Origin of the sequence: Moraxella canis, from assembly GCF_002014965.1 — a bacterium.
In the GTDB taxonomy this organism is placed as follows: Bacteria; Pseudomonadota; Gammaproteobacteria; order Pseudomonadales; family Moraxellaceae; genus Moraxella; species Moraxella canis.
In genome coordinates this window covers 367,140-386,383 of record NZ_MUXT01000008.1, presented here as the reverse complement: position 1 = coordinate 386,383, position 19,244 = coordinate 367,140, and the positions used below count along the sequence as shown (strand labels likewise).

18 protein-coding genes and 4 tRNA genes are annotated in these 19,244 nt (G+C 46.3%); 6 read left to right on the top strand and 16 right to left on the bottom strand.

The window, feature by feature from the left end; genetic code table 11:
- Nucleotides 1-98: 98 nt before the first annotated feature.
- From argS to B0180_RS07860, 12 genes are all read right to left on the bottom strand, one after another.
- Nucleotides 99-1,826 (bottom strand): arginine--tRNA ligase, encoded by a 1,728-nt coding sequence (gene argS / locus B0180_RS07915; RefSeq protein WP_078256428.1) that lies wholly within the window; start codon nucleotides 1,824-1,826, stop codon nucleotides 99-101.
- Nucleotides 1,827-2,024: 198 nt separating this feature from the next.
- A tRNA-Ser gene (locus tag B0180_RS07910) sits at nucleotides 2,025-2,115 on the bottom strand.
- 26 nt (nucleotides 2,116-2,141) lie between these two features.
- A tRNA-Ser gene (locus B0180_RS07905) sits at nucleotides 2,142-2,232 on the bottom strand.
- Nucleotides 2,233-2,388: 156 nt separating this feature from the next.
- Entirely contained in the window at nucleotides 2,389-3,150 is a 762-nt protein-coding gene (locus tag B0180_RS07900) for a YdcF family protein (RefSeq protein WP_078256427.1), read from the bottom strand.
- Nucleotides 3,134-4,210 (bottom strand): UDP-N-acetylmuramate dehydrogenase, encoded by a 1,077-nt coding sequence (gene murB, locus B0180_RS07895; protein ID WP_078256426.1) that lies wholly within the window; start codon nucleotides 4,208-4,210, stop codon nucleotides 3,134-3,136. The genes B0180_RS07900 and murB overlap by 17 nt, the downstream gene beginning before the upstream one ends.
- A gap of 49 nt (nucleotides 4,211-4,259) precedes the next feature.
- Complete coding sequence (locus tag B0180_RS07890) at nucleotides 4,260-4,736, bottom strand: low molecular weight protein-tyrosine-phosphatase (protein WP_078256425.1); 477 nt, start codon at nucleotides 4,734-4,736, stop codon at nucleotides 4,260-4,262.
- Nucleotides 4,737-4,741: 5 nt separating this feature from the next.
- Entirely contained in the window at nucleotides 4,742-5,143 is a 402-nt protein-coding gene (locus tag B0180_RS07885) for an RNA-binding S4 domain-containing protein (protein WP_078256424.1), read from the bottom strand.
- Between the two features lie 248 nt (nucleotides 5,144-5,391).
- Nucleotides 5,392-5,775, bottom strand: coding sequence for an ASCH domain-containing protein (locus tag B0180_RS07880; protein WP_078256423.1), 384 nt, complete (start codon nucleotides 5,773-5,775; stop codon nucleotides 5,392-5,394).
- Complete coding sequence (locus B0180_RS07875) at nucleotides 5,772-6,767, bottom strand: DNA cytosine methyltransferase (protein ID WP_078256422.1); 996 nt, start codon at nucleotides 6,765-6,767, stop codon at nucleotides 5,772-5,774. Before B0180_RS07875 ends, B0180_RS07880 begins: the two co-directional genes overlap by 4 nt.
- Nucleotides 6,764-7,612, bottom strand: a complete 849-nt coding sequence (locus B0180_RS07870) for an NgoPII family restriction endonuclease (RefSeq protein ID WP_078256421.1) — start codon at nucleotides 7,610-7,612, stop codon at nucleotides 6,764-6,766. Before B0180_RS07870 ends, B0180_RS07875 begins: the two co-directional genes overlap by 4 nt.
- Before the next feature lie 4 nt (nucleotides 7,613-7,616).
- Nucleotides 7,617-9,161, bottom strand: a complete 1,545-nt coding sequence (gene ilvA, locus B0180_RS07865; protein ID WP_078256420.1) for a threonine ammonia-lyase, biosynthetic — start codon at nucleotides 9,159-9,161, stop codon at nucleotides 7,617-7,619.
- Nucleotides 9,162-9,273: 112 nt separating this feature from the next.
- A complete protein-coding gene (locus B0180_RS07860) occupies nucleotides 9,274-10,023 on the bottom strand; it encodes a YebC/PmpR family DNA-binding transcriptional regulator (protein WP_078256419.1) in 750 nt (249 codons plus the stop codon).
- Nucleotides 10,024-10,303: 280 nt separating this feature from the next.
- Here B0180_RS07860 and B0180_RS07855 point away from each other — a divergent pair, with 280 nt between their 5' ends.
- Together B0180_RS07855 and B0180_RS07850 are read left to right on the top strand one after the other, a co-directional pair.
- The gene (locus B0180_RS07855; protein WP_078256418.1) at nucleotides 10,304-10,963 is read left to right on the top strand and encodes a 2OG-Fe dioxygenase family protein; all 660 of its coding nucleotides are present in this window, start codon (nucleotides 10,304-10,306) and stop codon (nucleotides 10,961-10,963) included.
- A gap of 63 nt (nucleotides 10,964-11,026) precedes the next feature.
- Nucleotides 11,027-12,274 carry an aminotransferase class V-fold PLP-dependent enzyme gene (locus tag B0180_RS07850; protein ID WP_078256417.1) on the top strand — a complete coding sequence of 416 codons (1,248 nt, stop codon included), beginning with the start codon at nucleotides 11,027-11,029 and terminating at the stop codon, nucleotides 12,272-12,274.
- Between the two features lie 116 nt (nucleotides 12,275-12,390).
- Here the strand turns inward: B0180_RS07850 and rimO are convergent, their stop codons facing one another.
- The 4 genes from rimO to B0180_RS07830 all read right to left on the bottom strand — a co-directional run bounded on the left by rimO (nucleotide 12,391) and on the right by B0180_RS07830 (nucleotide 14,982).
- Entirely contained in the window at nucleotides 12,391-13,893 is a 1,503-nt protein-coding gene (gene rimO, locus B0180_RS07845; RefSeq protein WP_233424957.1) for a 30S ribosomal protein S12 methylthiotransferase RimO, read from the bottom strand.
- Between the two features lie 202 nt (nucleotides 13,894-14,095).
- A tRNA-Asp gene (locus tag B0180_RS07840) sits at nucleotides 14,096-14,172 on the bottom strand.
- Nucleotides 14,173-14,176: 4 nt separating this feature from the next.
- Nucleotides 14,177-14,252 (bottom strand) — tRNA-Val (locus tag B0180_RS07835).
- A gap of 247 nt (nucleotides 14,253-14,499) precedes the next feature.
- Entirely contained in the window at nucleotides 14,500-14,982 is a 483-nt protein-coding gene (locus B0180_RS07830; protein ID WP_078256416.1) for a glutathione peroxidase, read from the bottom strand.
- Nucleotides 14,983-15,231: 249 nt separating this feature from the next.
- Between B0180_RS07830 and B0180_RS07825 the strand changes: the two genes are divergently transcribed.
- The 4 genes from B0180_RS07825 to B0180_RS07810 are packed head-to-tail and all read left to right on the top strand — an operon-like array spanning nucleotide 15,232 to nucleotide 19,214.
- Nucleotides 15,232-16,572, top strand: coding sequence for a short-chain fatty acid transporter (locus B0180_RS07825; RefSeq protein ID WP_078256415.1), 1,341 nt, complete (start codon nucleotides 15,232-15,234; stop codon nucleotides 16,570-16,572).
- A 52-nt stretch (nucleotides 16,573-16,624) separates the two neighbouring features.
- On the top strand, nucleotides 16,625-17,326 hold the full coding sequence (locus B0180_RS07820; RefSeq protein ID WP_078256414.1) for a CoA transferase subunit A: 702 nt from the start codon (nucleotides 16,625-16,627) through the stop codon (nucleotides 17,324-17,326).
- A gap of 30 nt (nucleotides 17,327-17,356) precedes the next feature.
- Nucleotides 17,357-17,986, top strand: a complete 630-nt coding sequence (locus tag B0180_RS07815; RefSeq protein WP_078256413.1) for a CoA transferase subunit B — start codon at nucleotides 17,357-17,359, stop codon at nucleotides 17,984-17,986.
- A 46-nt stretch (nucleotides 17,987-18,032) separates the two neighbouring features.
- Nucleotides 18,033-19,214: an acetyl-CoA C-acetyltransferase gene (locus B0180_RS07810; protein WP_078256412.1), complete on the top strand. Its 1,182-nt coding sequence runs from the start codon at nucleotides 18,033-18,035 to the stop codon at nucleotides 19,212-19,214.
- Nucleotides 19,215-19,244 lie beyond the last annotated feature (30 nt).

The window sequence follows — 19,244 nt, the reverse complement described above, 5'->3', positions numbered from 1 at the left end:
ATATCGCCAAAACAGTAAAGGCAGCAGGCAATCATGAATGCTAAGATGGCTTGTGCTAAAAATCACCCCCTGAAGATATCAGGGGATGAAAACGCGCTTTACATTTTTTCTACGGTCTTAATGCCAAGCAAATCAAGACCTTGTTTTAAGGTTTTGGCGGTAAGCGCAGCAAGCAGCAGGCGAGAAGCCTTGATCTCATCATCAACACTTAGGATTGGGCAGGCTTCATAAAAACTTGAGAAAATGCCCGCCAATTCAAACAGGTATTGGCACAATAGATGTGGCAGACCGTCTTTGGCAACCAATAACAGCACTTCTTCAAATTGAAGCAGCTTGACCGCCAAGGCTCGCTCTTTATCTTCGCTGATTACGATCTCACCACTGATGGCTGCCATATCAAGCCCTGCACGCGCAAAAATCGAGCGAACGCGCGTATGGGCATATTGCATATAAGGTGCGGTATTGCCCTCAAATGACAACATATTATCCCAATCAAACACATAGTCAGTGTTACGATTTTTGGAAAGGTCAGAATATTTGACCGCACCAATAGCAACTGCCTCGACCACAGCCTGCTTTTCTTCGGCGCTAAGATCGGGATTTTTTTGGTCAATTAAAGCGGTCGCGCGCTCGATCGCCTCATCAAGCAGATCGGCAAGCTTCACTGTGCCGCCTGTGCGTGTTTTGAAAGGTTTGCCATCTTTACCAAGCATCATACCAAAGGTAAAATGCTCCATGATAAATTCATCAGGCACAAATCCCGCTTTACGTGTGATCAGCCATGCTTGCTGAGCGTGCAGGGTTTGGCGCGCATCGGTGAACAAGATCACGCGGTCGGCGTGAAGCGTCTGATAGCGGTAAGTTGCCGCGGCGATGTCGGTGGTCGTGTAAAGATAGCCACCATCCTTTTTTTGGATGATGACGCCCATCGGATCGCCTTCTTTATTTTTAAATTCATCCAAAAAGACCACCACGGCGCCGTCATCTTCGACCGCCAAGCCTTTGTCTTTGAGTGCTTGAACGATCTTGGGAAGCATTGGATTATATAGGCTTTCACCCATGGTATCGTCACGCGTTAAGGTGACATTCAGGCGGTCATAGGTGCGCTGACATTGCGCCATGGTGATGTCCACAAGCTTTCGCCACATTGCCAAGCAATACTCATCACCGCTTTGGAGCTTGACCACATAATGACGCGACTTTTCAGCAAAGGCTTCATCGCTGTCATAGGCTTGTTTTGCCGCGCGATAAAACGCCTCTAAATCAGATAAATCCAAATCCTTGGCATCATCATTTTCTACCTTTTCAAGATAAGCAATCAGCATACCAAACTGCGTGCCCCAGTCGCCCACATGGTTGGCGCGGATGACGGTATTACCCAAAAACTCAAGCGTACGCACGACGCTGTCACCGATGATGGTTGAGCGCAGATGACCGACATGCATCTCTTTGGCGACATTTGGAGAAGAATAATCAACCACCACAGTGTCAGTTTGGGCAGCAGTTACACCCAAAGCGCTGCTGATGTTGGCTTGATTGGCATGGGCAGATATCCACTCATTTTTTAAGAAAATATTAATAAATCCAGGACCTGCAATCTCAAGCTTATCGGCGATATCGTCAATGCTTAAATGATCAAGCACCTTTTGGGCAAATTCTCGCGGATTCATACCCAGTTTTTTGGCAGCACCCATGATGCCATTGGCTTGATAGTCCCCAAATTGTGCTTTATTGGATTGACGCACCAATGCCTCAACCTCGCTGCCTGCGCCGGCTGCGATCATCGCCTCTTTAATTTTAGTGTTTAAAATTGCTTGAATGTTCATCGATTGCCTATGGATAAATTATAAAAGTGGAAAATTCTGATCAAATAAACCGATAATTTTAGCAAATTTTCTATAAAAAATCTTGATTAATTGGCAAATAATGCCACGGCATCTTTGGTATTTTAATTCATCTAAGTGAGCCTAAATACTCTCAAAAATAAAAATCGCCTTATCTATAAGATAAGGCGATTTGAATAATGGCGGAAGCTGAGAGATTCGAACTCTCGGTGGGCTATGAACCCACGCCGGTTTTCAAGACCGGTGCATTCAACCGCTCTGCCAAGCTTCCGTAAGCGGTGTGTCAATAAAAAAATATGGCGGAAGCTGAGAGATTCGAACTCTCGGTGGGCTATGAACCCACGCCGGTTTTCAAGACCGGTGCATTCAACCGCTCTGCCAAGCTTCCAATGCGTCGTATTATAGACGAATTTTTTACAAATGCAAGGATTTTTTATAAAAATTGGCACAATTTTGTCATATTTGAGCACTGATCGCGAATTGTAGGCTGTCATCATGCTAAGATTTTTATGACAAATTAATCCAAGCGGTTATAAAAAAGCGGTTATAAAAATAATTTGGGCTGACGGCGAGGGGTGCTGATCTCTTCGATGCTGATCTCATCGGTGGTGCGACAATTGGTTTGGGGAATGGCAATGTCTCGCGCCAGCGCTGCCAGTTCATAGATGGTGCGGCGCGTATGGATCAAATTGTCTTTAGGATTTTGCCAACTGGTACTGATGGCAAGAGGTGCAGGTGCAGGTATGGTAGCGATGCCCGCTTTGGCAAATTGGCGACGCGCTCGAGCCATATGATAGCGATCTGTCACCAAATACACTGTCGTTGGTAGCTCGTGATAGCTGAGTAATTTGGCGGTAAAAACGGCATTTTCGCAAGTATTCATACTGGCGTTTTCGTTAATGATCACTGCCTTAGCCTTGCCGATGTGCTCAATCAAATAGTCGCGCAGCCATGGCGATTCAGCCCCACTGGTAATAATGCTCAAAGGATGCGTCTCATGTAGGCGAATGGTGGCATCTGCACGGCTTTGGGTGAAGTGGTTTAGACTGATTGCGCCAGTTGGGTTTTTGGTCAATCCACCACCGAGCACGACGATGCTTTTGGCTTCATCTTGGACGGCAGGTAGGGTGAGGGCAGAATACAGATTGAGCAGACCGCCGCCAACATTAGCAAACATAGGCGTCAAAGCGCTCGCTGCACCGATAATAATCACAGCGCCACCCAGTGCAATGACTTTTAAGACTTTTGATGCCATGCGCCGTAAGGCGGAAGCCGGCTTTTTTGGTCTGTTAATTGTAGCTGCCATCAGCATTGATCCAGACAGGTTCACGCACTAAGGTGATGCCAAATTTTTGATAAACCGCAGCGATAATGACATCGGCTGCAGCTTTGATGTCCTCTTGGGTGGCACTCAGCGGTGCATGATTGGTCAAAACAAGCGCTTGTTTGGTGTGGGTTAATATTGGTGGCACGCCTTGACCTTTGAGCCCGGCTTGGTCAATCAGCCATCCTGCAGGCACTTTAACCGAAGCATTCGTGACAGGATAACAGGGTAAAGTTGGATAATCCATACACAGTCTTTGATAATGCTCTACCGAGATGATCGGATTTTGAAAAAAAGAGCCGCAGTTGGCCAAAACTTTTGGGTCGGGCAGTTTGCTTTGACGGATGGCGATGACCGCATGATATACATCTGTGGTGGTGATGGCAGTCCGGCCCTCATTATTTGCCAGCTGTTTTGCATATGTATGCAGATCGCCATAGCTACTTAGAATGCGTGTTGGGTCTTTGTGTAATCGAAGTGTCACCGCACAAATTAAGTAGCGATTTGGTTCATCTTTAAAAATGCTGTGGCGATAGCTAAAAGCGCAGTCTTGCTTGGGCAGCTGTTTAAATCGCTTGGTTGCCCACTCATATGCCTGCACACCCACCAAGGCATCTTCAAGCTGCACACCATAAGCGCCGATATTCTGGACAGGGGCGGCGCCGACAAGCCCTGGAATTAGGGCTAGATTTTCAAGCCCGTACCAGCCTTTATGAACACAGTCGGTCACCAAATCATGAAAATTTTCACCTGCTTGCACCTCTAAGATGATTTCTTTGTCATCTTCAAACAGTACACGCTTGCCCATCATACGAGGCAAAACCACGGTAGCATGAAGCCTGCTTGGCAACAAAACATTACTGCCACCTGATAGCACAAACCAAGTCTGATCCAGCTTAAGTGTTGGTAACGCGGCTTTATCGTGAATCACCACCGCTGAATCTGCAACAGAAGACAGCGCCATGGTATTCATCGAAGACAGGTCATAATTTTGGTAAGTATCAAGCATGTCATGTGTCGAATGGTGGGAAATGGATTGCATTATAGCGGTAGCAGGCTTGGCAAGTCAATCAGTCGCAGGCGAAGCGTGATCAATCAAGCTGCCATTTAGCGATATGCTGATCGGCAATGCGCTGAAGATGGGCGTACATTTGCTTAAAGTCTTGCTCATCGCCATAATAAGGGTCGGCGACCGACTGACCGGTAGGATCAAATAAATCAAGCTGTGCCACCGCTCGACCATCAGCATGCATGATGGCAGTTTTTTGAAGGGTTTGTAAGTCTGATAAATTGGTCTCATCCATCGCAAAGATCAGCTCAAACTCATAAAAATCTTCCCAAGAAACTTGGCGTGCGCGCAGTTTGTCCAACTCAAAACCAAGCGACTGACCAATGACAATGGCGCGTGGATCGGGGGGATTGCCGATGTGATAGCCCGCCGTCCCTGCTGAATCCAAATGGATATCAGGGACAAGCTGAGTCAGTTTGGTGCGCATCACAGCTTCAGCGGATGGGCTTCGGCAGATATTACCCAAACAAACAAAAAGAATCGATCGTGGTGTGGTCATAGTCATTACCAATGATGTTTGAATTTATTTAATTCTCGGCGCTGCTTTTTGTCAGGTCGGCTGTCTGGACGCGCCAAATTCATTAGCTTTCGTTGTTCAGCCATAAAAGCACGCTGAGTTTTACTTTCGTCAGTTTCTTCATACAGGGTCGCTGCAAGGGTGGCATTACCGCGATTTTCGGACAATGCCTTGACGATGATTGTTTTTTCTTCAAGGCGTGTGGCATGTCCTTGGCGAACGGTGAGCGTATCGCCGACTTGCAGCTCTTTGCTGACTTTGATTTTGGCACCGTTCATATGCACTTTGCCAGATTCGATGGCTTCTTTGGCAAGGCTACGAGTACGGAAAAATCGTGCCGCCCACAGCCATTTATCGGCGCGCACTCGAGTTAAACCGTGTTCTGTCATGGGTATATTACCAATTTATAGCGATGTTTTAAGCCTGTCGTTTGCATGGATTCTTTTGAAGTTTTATACACCCAACTTTTGGGCAAAGCTTGTTTGCGCAGCCTTTGCCTTGATGGGTGGGATTGATGGACGTTGAGCGTCTGAGTTTAAATCGTTAATGCTGCAGCTGTCATACCGCCAACTTACTCCTGTTTACTCTATATAATCAGCTTCACTGACAGCTTAAAATGATGAGCTTGGCGACCAAGTCATAAAATCTCAATCACAGTAAATTCTTCAAAAATTAGCCACATTGTATCATCAAAGATACCAAATCGCTCAAAAAATCGTTGATGCTCTGCTCGCCAATACGCCAACGATAAATCACCTTCGCCTTCTTTTTGGGCAAGAGCTTCATCCACTTCGTTAAAGCGAATGATAAACTGCGCGGTATTTTGGATAATGCAAGCAGGCATATTTTGCCCATCGGTGATGACTTGTAGGCTGCCCACAGGCGGTAGTGGCTCTGCTAAGTGCCAATCTAAAGCCGTACAAGTAGCGGTTTTTTTGCCATCCAACACAAGCTTTAATAGCGCATCCGCCATCTGGGGAGTGTCGCCAAATGACCACTGGGGTAGGGTGGTATAATTCATGGGTTTGATAATTGATCTTTAATCGCAATTGCAATTTCGTAAGCTAAATTAACTGGCACAGCATTTCCAATCATTTTATATCCATCATTGACATTTTGATAAATAAATTTAAAATCATCTGGAAAACCTTGCACTCTAGCAACTTCTCTGACGGTCATTCTTCGGTATAAATGTTCCTTGCCAACAACAAAACGGCAATCATTTGTGCCGTACTTTTCCATTTTTGGTGCTTGTGGGTGCAGTTGGCATTGACGACCTGATGCCTGCACCGTAAAGCCTTGTTCATGCCATGCTTTGACACGATTTCGGCTCATGTAAATAGGTGAGAAACTACCAATAAAATACTCATTATTATTAATAGCATTTGGATTTTTTTGGTTTTTGTCAAGTGCTGGAATAGCAGTGTCTTGCAAATCCCAAATAATGTCTTTTAGTGTGATTTTTTTGTCATCTTCTATTGTTGAACCAACAGGAAATTGAAAGTCTATATTAAGGTCTTTGCGAAAACCAATATAAAAAACACGCTTTCTTTCTTGTGCAACGCCATAGTTTTTAGCATTTACCATATTAACAGTTACATTATAACCGCATTCATCAAACATTTTTAAGATATTTTGAACAGCGTCCGAGTGTCTGTTGGCAAGCATACCACTAACATTCTCTGCCAAAAAGAATTTTGGCTGTTTGTTTTTTAAAATACGGATATAGTCATAAAATAACTGGCCACGAGCATCATTAATGCCACGCAAAGCACCAGCTTCTGACCAAGATTGACAAGGCGGTCCACCGATAATTCCATCAATATCATTTGGGAAATCTTCTTCTGGTATATTGCGAATATCGCTTTCAATAAGCTTGGTATTGGGGTGATTGGCTTTAAAGGTTGCCCAAATGCTTTTGTCATATTCGTTAGCAACAGATATTTCAAATCCTGCCTTTTCAAATCCCAAATCAAGACCACCGCAACCGCTAAATAAACTAATAATTTTCATACTTTAAAACTAATTAACTTGGCTAATTTTAATTGGGCTGGATTGTTGGGATTTTTAATGTAAACATCTTGAATGTTAAACCCATCAACATGACTAATTAAATTTTCAATTAAAAAAGTATTATTAAATGACTGATATTTTTCTTGATTAATAATACAGGCAAAATTAAAAGATTTGGTAAAATCTCTTTGGTAAATATAATCAAAAACCTTAAAGGGGCTAGTAATAGACCACATACCACGGACACGCAAATCGGTAATCCCCAAGGGATCAACTTTTTTGACCTTTGCTAGTTCATTAGTTGATGTAAATTCAATATCAGGTATGGTTTGAATACCTGTGGATATTGCTTGGCGTATTCTTTCGTAAGTACTGGGGTCTGCACAATAGTCTTCACCGTACACCATGAATAAGCTGTGTAGAGTTTGGCTTTTTGGAACTACACCAACAATATATAAAATGTCTTTTTGTGTCCAATTTTCTTCGCATTGGCGACATGCTTGGGTGATTAGCGGTGAATTAGCAAAGAGCTTATTTTTTGGATAAGAGCTGTTTAAGGCTAAAGTAGCATCCTTGCTAGTAACCTTTTTCACTTCGATGGCATCGCCACTTCTTAGGATGATGTCGGGTGGGTTATTTTGGTTGCCCAAATAGCTAAATACCTGAGATAAGCGAAATAGCCTTTCTTGCTCATTGTCTATATGTGCGGTATTGGCAAAAATATCTTTCACCCATTCTTCCAATGCCCCGCCCATTTGATTGGCACGATTTAGCCCATGCGAACTGCGATTAAGTTCGCTAGAAAAACCTGTTACGACATTAAAGATTGCATTAATAATATTCATAATATCACTTCAAAAACAGCCGATAGCCCACATTGTCCGTCAGGCTTTGACACTCGTAGCCGATGTCGGTGAGCGCATCCAAAATTTGACGACTGCTACCCTTAGAGGCTTGTAAACCCACCATGATACGACCTTCGGCAGCGCCATGATTGCGATAGTGGAATAAAGTGATGTTAAAATCTTGTCCCAGTTTTTCCAAAAAGTTTAACAGCGCACCCGGACGCTCAGGGAAAATCACGCGGAACAGCTGCTCGTCTTCGATGCGCGCATGACCACCGATGAGATAGCGAATGTGGGTTTTGGCAGCCTCATCATCAGTCAAGTCGTGAGCATCGTAATCGGCATCGCTTAATAAGTCCATGATGGTGGCGCGCTCTTTTTGACCTTCTTTGAGCCCCACGCCCACAAACACATGTGCCGCAGCTTCTGGATGAGAAGCATCGACACGATAATTAAACTCGGTGATGTTACGCCCTTGGAGTGTGCGACAAAAATCCAAAAATGCCCCAGTGCGTTCAGGCACAGCCACCGCAAAAATCGCTTCTTTTTGTTCACCAATTTCGGTGCGCTCGGCGATATAGCGCAAGCGATCGAAGTTCATATTTGCGCCTGAGATGATGGCGACGCAGTTTTTGTCGGTGATGCCGTTGGTTTGGATGAATTTTTTCATGCCTGCCACAGACAATGCGCCCGCCGTCTCAACGATGGAGCGATTTTCTTCAAAGATATCTTTGATGGCAGCGCAAATTTCATCGTTAGTACAAGTCACCACTTCAGGCTCAATCACCGCACCTGAGCCATCGGATTTTGACAGTTTGGCGACTTCAAAAGGCTTCTCGCCAATCTGTGCGACCGCTACACCATCGGCAAATAGTGAGACTTGTGGCAAGCGTACTCGCTCGCCTGCAGCTAGGGCGGCTTTTAGACAAGCGGCACCTTCAGGCTCAACGGCGATAACTTTGATGTGTGGTGCGACATCGCCAAGATAAGCGGCAATGCCTGCGACCAGTCCGCCACCACCGCACGCCACAAACACATAATCTATCTCACGCCACTGCTGTGTCAGCTCAAGCCCAATTGTCCCTTGTCCTGCAATCACCAGCTCATCATCATAAGGCGCGATATAAGTCATGCCGTCAGTTTCGGCTTTGTGCATCGCAAAGCGGTTGGCTTCATCAAAACTGTCGCCATGCAGATGAACCGTACCGCCAAAGGATTTGACCGCTTGGACTTTGATGTCAGGTGTCGTAGTTGGCATGACGATCAAATTGTCAATGCCTAAGCGGCTGGCAGAATACGCCACACCTTGGGCATGGTTGCCTGCCGATGCACAGATGATGCCTTTTTGTTTTTGGGCGTCGGATAACTGGCTGATTTTATTATATGCGCCGCGCAATTTAAAGCTAAACACAGGCTGAAGATCTTCGCGCTTTAGGCGAATGTTGTTATCAAATCTTGTAGAAAGCTTGGCGGCAGGCTCAAGTGGTGTGCGGATGGCAACATCATAAACGGTGGCTTGCAAGATGGCGCGAACATAAGGGGTGAGCATACAATTTCCTTGTTATTCTACAAAATTAATACAGTTAGGCTTAGACTTATGGTGAATCACTCATGACTTTGATAATAAAAAACAAGATTGGCTAAGCCAATCTTGTCGATCATCAAGCATTAAGCTGTGCCATGACATCATCACTAAAATTAACATTAGTATAGACTTCTTGGACATCGTCCAAATCTTCTAGCATATCGATCATTTTAAGTACTTTTTGGGCATCGTCAATGTTATCAATATCGGCTGTGGTGGAAGGCGACATGGTCACTTCCATGCTGTCAGGGGTGAGTCCAGCAGCTGTCAGTGCATCGACGACCGCACCAAATTCTGCTGGTGATGTGATGACCAATAAGCTTTCGCCATCATTTTCGATATCGTCAGCGCCAGCTTCTAACGCTGCTTCCATCACGCTGTCTTCTAAGCTTAAATCATGAAACACAATTTCGCCGCGCTTACTAAATAAATATGCCACTGACCCACTCGTGCCAAGATTGCCGCCATTTTTACTAAACGCATGACGCACTTCGCCAACAGTACGATTGACATTATCGGTCATGGTCTCGACGATGACTGCCACGCCGCCGACGCCATAGCCTTCGTAAGTGATTTCTTCCATGTTGTCATTATCGCCGCCACCTGCACCGCGTTCGATGGCGCGTTTGATGACATCTTTTGTCATGTTGGCGGCATTGGCTTTTTCAAGTACGGCTCTTAGGCGGGGGTTGTTGGCAGGATCTGGGTCACCTGACTTGGCAGCAGAGACAATCTCACGGATGATCTTGGTGAAGATTTTGCCTTTTGCCGCGTCTTGCTTAGCCTTGCGATGTTTGATATTTGCCCATTTACTGTGACCTGCCATAATGCACCTTTGCTAAAATAATCAAAAATATAAAGTGAAATGATGTTATCAAAAGGTTTGGATCATTTCCAAATCTCTGACGGATCCAATCACATAATCAAAGAAAGTTAAAAAGATAAATTTTAGCAAATTTTTAAGGCTTTGATAAGTCTAAAAAATCACAAATATTTTTAAGAGCGACAGCCGCTGAATTGATAACTTATTTTTTGGTTGAAGATAAAATAAAGTTGTGATAATCTTTGCTTGAGCATTCCCACTAGGCAAATCAAGGAAGTTTATCATGCCAACTCAAACCCTGCTGATGCATCTTGGCGCACTACAGCCTGACTCTGTGATCAGCCTTCGCCCATCTTTTGACGAATTAACACCCAGCCGCTATAAAGATGGCGAATATCGCCTGCGTCGATACTCCAAAATCAGCTTTGATCATGGTAGGGTTTCTGTGCTGCCCACCGAAGCCTTCATACAATCAGGTGATATTAATGAATTTCAAGGGGATGTGGTGCGCATCTATGACAATTTGAGCGATCAAGCGCTGCACAGTGAAGGCATGGCACAGATTTGCCAAAGTTTTGTTGATGCGTGTGAGTTGCCCAGTGTGTGCCAAATTGAAATTCATCAAATGCGCATCATCGCCAAACAAGACAGCGCTCCTGCCGAGTCAGCGCCTGAAGGTATTCATCAAGATGGCTTTGACTATGTGGGCGTTTTCACCATTCAAAGATACAATCAATCAGGCGGTGAGCTGATGATTTGGCGTGATAAACAGTCGCCAAAGCCTGTCAGCACCTTAACGCCTAAGGCTGGCGAATATTGCATCGTCAATGATCGTACGCTGTGGCACAGCGCGTCTGCTGTGACTGTGGGCGATCAAGATCAGGTTGGTTATTGGGATTTGCTTGTGTTAACAGCGAATAATCCAAATCTTTCATCTGATTGATCACTGGACTGGTTTATACAGCGTTCTGTTGTCTTATCTTATATGTTGTCTTAGGGAAAAGTTATGCTTCAAGATCGATTGTCTGACATTCGCCGTCAGTTTGCGGCATTCAATTATGCCAACGAAAATGGGGATTTGCCCATCTATTTTGATGGACCTGGCGGCTCTCAGGTGCCTGACTGCGTCACTCAAGCGATGATGGATTATCTTAGGCATGGTAATAGTAATATGGGTAGCTATCATCATGCCGGCGTGCAGACGATGTCGATGAATCAACAAGCAAGAACGCAGGCGGCGATTTGGCTGGGTGCCGATGCTGATGAGATCGTGTTTGGGCAAAATGCAACCAGTTTGATGTTCATGATATCTCGTGTGGTTGCTGCCACTTGGCAGGCGGGTGATAATGTCGTTGTCAGCAGCTTAGATCACTACTCTCAAGTCTCTGCATGGCAGCTGGCAGCGATGGAGCGTGGTGTTGAAGTTCGGATGATCCCGTTGAACGCCAATCACGATGATATCGATTATCAGGCGGCTGAGTCCATGATTGATGAGCGCACTCGTCTGGTGGCGGTTGGCTTGGCGTCTAATTTGATTGGTACGATCATTGATATCAAGCAGCTATCAAAAACCGTCCAGTCGGTAGGTGCTTGGCTTAGTATCGATGCTGTCCATGCGGCGGTGCACATGCCCATTGATGTCAAAGCACTGGGGGCTGATTTATTATTTGCATCGGCTTATAAAATTGGGGGTCCGCATTTGGGCATGATGTTTGCGCGCCGTGAGATTTTACAAGCATTAACCCCTTATAAAGTGGCGCCTGCCACCAATAAGCCGCCGATGTCATACGAACAAGGCACGCAGTCTTTTGAGTCGCAGGCGGGCTTTATCGCCATGATGCGCTACTGGGCGAGCTTATCGGGAGCGGATGAGCTCACCCCCGACAGCAAAGCAAACAGTTATGACTTGGTGAGCGCCTATGAGCAGCAGCAAAGCCAATATATTTTGGATAAATTTGGTCAGCGCCCATTTTTGAAGCTGTATGGTAAGCCAAGCGCAGAAGGGCGAACGCCGACTTTTGCGTTCAATATCATCAAAGATGGCAGTATTCAAAGTGGTACAGCGCTCAGTCGATTTTTGGGCAAGCAAAATATCGCGCTTGGCTATGGTAATTTTTATGCTCAAGCCTTAGCAGAAGCGCTAAGCCCAACAGGATCAGTGCTTAGAATGGGCTGCCTGCATTATACGACCTTTGATGAGATTGATCGATTGTTTGCGGCGATCGATATGGGTGTGGATCAAGCGTATCGATAAAGAGGGCAGGGAAGACCGGCGATCAAGTCTGGCAAGCACATTATCGACACTGCTAGACTTGATGTCTCATAAGCATAAATGGGCTGATACCCGATAGATTTTGGGTGTTTGTGTGCTTATGCCGACCCAAAGCTTGCAAACAAGTCGTATTCGCTTGCTTCATCAATCACCACGCTGAGCATATCTCCTGCCTTGACTGTGGCATCGATATTATCCACATACACATGACCGTCAATTTCGGGCGCATCAGCATAGCTTCGGCAGATGGCGATATTTTCTTCGGTGTCGATCTCATCCACCAACACGACCAACGTTTTACCCACTTTTTCAGCAAGTTTTTCTGCACTGATCTTTTGCTGAAGTGCCATCAGGCGCTCATAGCGTGCGTGCTTGATCTCTTCGGGCACAGGATTGGGCAGATCATTGGCGACCGCGCCTTCGACTTCTGAATAAGTAAAGCAGCCCACACGATCTAAGCGAGCCTTGGTAAGCCAATCAAGCAGATATTCAAAATCTTCATCGGTTTCGCCAGGAAAGCCGACCACGAAAGTTGAGCGAATCACGATATCTGGGCAAATGGCGCGCCATGCTTGGATGCGCTCAAGGGTGTTCTCGCTCATGGCAGGGCGTTTCATAGCCTTTAGGACGCTGGGGCTTGCGTGCTGAAAAGGAATGTCAAGATAAGGCAGTAAGCCCCCCGTGCCACCAAAAGCCGCCATGCTGTCTGCCATGATTTGGACCACGGCATCCACATGTGGGTATGGATACACATAATGCAGCCGCACCCAGATCCCAAGCTTTGCCATCGCCTGACACATGTCGTAGAATTTTGACTTAAGCGGCTGACCTTCCCAAAACGAGGTTTTATATTTTAAATCCACACCATAAGCGGAGGTGTCTTGAGAGATGACCAAAAGCTCTTTGACGCCAGATTTTTTGAGCGCGGCAGCTTCTTTCATGACACTGTCTATCGGGCGACTGACCAAATCGCCGCGCAGTGATGGAATGATACAAAAAGTACAGCGATGATTACAGCCTTCAGAGATTTTTAAATAAGCGTAGTGCTTGGGTGTCAGCTTGATGCCAGCTTCATTGATCAGGTCGATCTTTGGATCGTAGTGCTTGGGTTTTACTGGCTTTGGCACATGATGATTGACCGCCGAGACCACCTCTTCATAAGCGTGGGCGCCTGTGACCGCCAGAACAGCAGGATGCATGGTGCGGATTTTGTCAGCATCTTTACCCAAGCAGCCGGTCACGATCACCTTGCCATTTTGGTTGATTGCCTCACCAATGGCATCTAGTGATTCTTGCACCGCTGATTCAATAAAGCCGCACGTATTAACTACCACCAAATCAGCACCGGCATAATCCTTGGCGACCTGATAGCCTTCGCGAGACAGCTCAGTGATGATGCGCTCGCTATCAACCAGTGCCTTTGGGCATCCCAAAGACACAAAGCCGATTTTGGGTGCTTCACCTTGATGGCTCAAGCCAGCTTCTGCCGCCTGCTCAATGCTGCGGTTTTGGTTATGGTTGGCTTTATGATGATAGGCAGGCTGATTGGCTTGCGCATCTTGGCTTTTGGTTTTTGGATCAAATACAATTGGGCTTGACATAGTTGGCTCGGATGATACTGGCAAAGTTAAATGGCTGATAATAGATTATATTTTAGCATATTTGCCCCAGTGGGGTGATAGTAAACATGAACGGCAGTCATACAATCGTCATGTAAAATGGGTACAATAACCAAAGAAAAAATCCCCAAGCCAGGGGAGACTTGGGGAGAAAGTGAAAAGCTTATAAAAGCTACACTAAAAATGGCGCAGCGGACGGGGCTCGAACCCGCGACCCCCGGCGTGACAGGCCGGTATTCTAACCAACTGAACTACCGCTGCAATATGGTGGGTGGTAACGGGATCGAACCGCTGACCCTCTGCTTGTAAGGCAGATGCTCTACCAACTGAGCTAACCACCCTAAAATGTGTTTTTTCTTTAAACAGTTTACTGTGTTTAAGAAAAAGATTCGATACGGTGTCAAGGTATCAACATTTTAAGTTCTTAAACGACTTAGTGAGTGATGTCTCACTGTGTTCGTTCGTTGTGGTGCGTATTATATAGAATTTCACAGCAGTGTCAAATGCTTTTTGGGTGAAATTACCTGATATTTTGGATAAAGTTTATAAGTGATTGATATTTAATGAGTTATTTTTTTCATCATTTGGTCATATTTTTAGCGCTTTTTCGATGTCGGCGGTCAAGCTTTCAGGTTTGGTAATGGGTGCATAGCGCTTGATGACTTGACCATCTCGCCCAATGAGAAATTTGGTAAAATTCCATTTGATGGCATCACCAAACACACCGCCTTGTTGAGATTTTAGCCACTGAAATAACGGATGGGCATTGTCACCATTGACTTTGATTTGATCCATCATCAAAAACTGAGCGCCATAATGCCGCTGACAAAACTCGCCAATCGCCGCACCAGTGTTGGGTTCTTGATTACCAAACTGATTGCAAGCAAAGCCAATAATGACAAGCCCTTGGGCGTGATAGCGATCGTGCAGCGCCTGTAGAGCTGCAAACTGAGGGGTAAATCCGCACTGGCTTGCCGTATTGACAATCAATAAAACCTTGCCCTTAAAACGACTCAAATTCACTTGCTGACCTGTCAGATCAGTTGCGCTAAAGTCATAGACGCTTGTCATCATCTTTCCTTGTTGACACGGTTTGATTTAAAAATCCTGATCTTTAGCTTAACACAAACTGATCTTAGATGGTATTAATGGATGACTTGACAAATTTTGTGCGAAATTTTTTTAAGTGCACACTTGTCAAAGGATGTGAATTGCGATACAGTTAGGTTTGAATTTTAGACATCAGCGTTCATTAATTGCTGTTAGGCGAATAAATCCAAGGGTTGTAAGATTTATTGGCTATTATCAAAGGATCTGATCATGTTTCGCATACTCACTGACCTATCAGTTAAAATGGTGAAAAGCTATCTGCCATCGCCATTTGTCTTTTGTATCATACTTACCTTGGCGGTCTATGTCGCCGCGCTGATTTTTACCAACCAAACCGTATTTGAAGCTGCCAAGTTTTGGGGTGATGGGCTTTGGTCATTGCTCGGATTTTCAATGCAAATGGCGCTGATTTTGGTGACAGGGCATGTGCTTGCCAAGGCGCCTGTGATTGGTCGGCTGCTAGATGACATCGCTGCCAAAGTCAAAAGCCCCAAGCAAGCCATCATCACAGTGACGGTGGTGGCGCTGATGGGCTGCTGGATAAATTGGGGCTTTGGGCTGATTGTTGGCGCGGTGTTTGCCAAATCTTTGGCACGCCAAGTCAAAGGTGTGGATTATCCGCTGCTGGTGGCGTCTGCTTATTCAGGATTTTTGATTTGGCATGGTGGCTTATCAGGGTCGATTCCGCTGGCGTTGGCGACGGAAGGTGCTGACTTGGTCAGACTGTCTGGTGAGACCATCACTGCTGCTATTCCAGTCAGCCAAACATTGTTTTCACCATTAAACCTTGCCATCGTAGCGGGGCTATTTATTGGCTTGCCCATCATTAATATGCTGATGCTGCCAAAAACGCCCATCATCGCAGATCCTGCCAAGCTCCAAGAGCCAGCGCCTGAGATGCCTTTGCGTGATACACCCGCCCAAAAACTTGATGATAATCGGTTCATTGCGCTCATCATCGTGGGCATTGCAGCGGTATATTTATTTGGACATTTTGCCGCCAATGGATTTAATTTGGCGCTAAATATTGTCATTGGACTGTTTTTGTTTGCAGGGCTATTTGCGCATGGGACGCCTGAGCGCTACAGCCGTGCCATCGAAGACAGCGCCCGCGGCATCGCTGGGATTGTCTTGTTATTCCCATTTTATGGCGGCATCATGGGTTTGATGATGGGGGCAAGCGAGGGCGGCAGCTCGCTGGCAGGGCAGATCAGTAATGCCTTTGTGGCGATGTCTAATGAAACCACTTTTCCGATTTTGGCATTTTTGAGTGCAGGATTGGTCAATGTCTTTGTACCATCAGGTGGCGGACAGTGGGCGGTTCAAGGTCCGATCATGCTACCAGCTGGCGCTGAGCTTGGGGTGTCGCCAGTGACGACAGCGATGGCGATCGCTTGGGGAGATGCTTGGACGAACATGATCCAGCCATTTTGGGCGCTGCCATTGCTTGGCATTGTCGGTCTTGATGCGCGTGCGATCATGGGCTATTGCTTGATGGCGCTGGGTTATTCGGGCATTTTGATTTGTGGATTATTTATTATTTTTGGATAATGTAACTGTTAATTAATTGGGTCAATTCTGGCTTTATTTTAGGGAGTAAATGATGAGCAATAAAGTATATCAAGACGCCACCTCAGCGTTGGCAGATATTGTTAAGGACGATCAAACAATCGCTGTCGGCGGGTTTGGCTTATGCGGCATTCCAGAGCAGCTGATTGTGGCACTGCGCGACACAGGCGTCAAGGGTTTGACCTGTATTAGCAATAATGCTGGCGTCGATGATTTTGGATTGGGATTATTATTACAAACTCGTCAAGTCAAAAAAATGATCGCCTCTTATGTGGGTGAAAATAAAGAGTTTGAGCGGCAATTTTTATCAGGCGAGCTGGAGGTTGAGCTGACGCCGCAAGGCACTTTGGCAGAAAAGCTGCGCGCAGGCGGGGCGGGCATTCCTGCGTTTTTCACCAAAACGGGTGTAGGCACACAAGTCGCTGAAGGCAAGGAAGTTAGACAGTTTGATGGTGAAGACTATGTCATGGAGCGCTCACTGGTCGCTGATGTGGCACTGGTCAAGGCATGGAAAGCGGACAAAGCGGGCAATTTGGTATTTCGAAAAACCGCACGTAATTTCAATCCTGATATCGCCACTGCAGGCAAAATCACTGTGGTAGAAGTCGAAGAGTTGGTAGAAGTCGGTGAGATTGATCCAGACAGGGTACACTTGCCTGGGATTTATGTACATCGCATCATTGTCAATGCCAATCCAGAAAAACGCATTGAGCAGCGCACCACTCGCAGCGCATAAATTATAGTATTATCATAAAGGAGAATAGTCATGGCGTGGAATCGTGAACAAATGGCGCAGCGAGCTGCCCAAGAGCTGCAAGATGGTTTTTATGTCAATCTTGGCATTGGGCTGCCGACTTTGGTTGCCAATTATATCCCAGAGGGCGTCAATGTGATGCTACAATCTGAAAATGGTTTGCTTGGCATCGGCGCCTTTCCTACCGAAGACGAAATCGATGCCGACTTGATTAACGCAGGTAAGCAGACCGTCACCGCACAGACTGGCGCAAGTTTTTTTGGCAGCTCGCAGTCGTTTGCGATGATTCGTGGTGGTAAGGTGAACTTGGCAATCCTAGGGGCGATGGAAGTCAGCGAGCAGGGCGATTTGGCAAACTGGATGATCCCTGGTAAGATGGTCAAGGGCATGGGCGGCGCCATGGATTTGGTCGCTGGCGTGCAGCGTGTCATTGTGCTGATGGAGCATACCGCCAAAGATGGGTCATTTAAGATCAAGCCGGCTTGCGATTTACCATTAACTGGTCAAAAGGTAGTGCATCGCATCATCACAGATTTGGCGGTCTTGGATGTCACTGACAGTGGTCTTAAATTGGTTGAGCTGGCAGATGGTGTCAGCTTTGATGAATTACAGAGCAAAACTGGTGTGACGATCGCTCAGTGATTGATAAAATTTATATCATAATACATGAAATGATAAGGGGATAATTATGACAGATTCGGTCGTGATTGTGGCTGCCAAGCGTACGGCAGTGGGGTCTTTTTTGGGGTCGTTATCAAGCTTGCCTGCGCCTAAGCTTGGGGCGGCTGTGATCAGTGATTTATTAGCTGAAACAGGTGTGTCACCTGAGGCGGTGAGTGAAGTGATCATGGGAAATGTGCTCACCACAGGCGTGGGTCAAAACCCAGCACGCCAAGCAGCGATGTTTGCCCAGTTGCCAGTACAAATCCCAGCAACAACAGTGAATGTTGTGTGCGGTTCTGGACTTAAGGCGGTGCAGATGGGCGTGCAGGCGATTTTGTGCGGCGATGCTGATATTGTGATCGCTGGTGGTCAAGAGTCGATGAGCCAAAGCCCACATTTTGTGCATTTAAGAGATGGCATCAAGATGGGTAATGGCTCGCTCACTGACAGCATGATTGCTGATGGCTTGACCGATGTGTATCATGGCTATCACATGGGCATTACCGCTGAAAATATCGCTGAACGGCTACAGATCACTCGTGATGCTCAAGATGAATTTGCGTTGGCATCTCAGCAAAAAGCCGCCGCCGCTCAAGCCGCCGGTAAATTTGACAGTCAAATCACTGCCGTGAGTGTCCCACAGCGTAAAGGCGACCCGATTATCGTAGATCAAGATGAGTACATCAAGCCTAATACCACTTTGGAGGGACTTGCTAAGCTGCGCACCGCCTTTAAAAAAGATGGCACGGTGACGGCTGGCAGCGCTTCGGGCATTAATGATGGCGCGGCGGCGGTCATGCTCATGAAACAAAGCCGAGCCAAGGAGCTTGGTTTGCCGATACTTGCCAAGGTCGTCTCGTATGCAGCCACTGGTATTGAGCCTGAAGTCATGGGTCTAGGTCCGGTGTCAGCTGTCCAAAAAACGCTGGATAAAGCCGGCTGGACGGTTGATGATGTTGACTTATACGAAGCCAATGAAGCCTTTGCTGCACAGGCGCTTGGCGTATCATGCCAGCTTGAGCTGCCAAACGAGCGCGTCAACGTCAATGGCGGCGCCATCGCCATCGGTCATCCGATTGGCGCTTCAGGCTGCCGTATTTTGGTGACTTTGATTCATGAGATGATCGCAAGTAACAAATCTAAGGGCGTTGCTACTTTATGCGTGGGCGGCGGTATGGGGCTTGCTTTGGCGATTGAACGCGAATAATTGCTTGATTGATAAAATCACGCTCTGCAT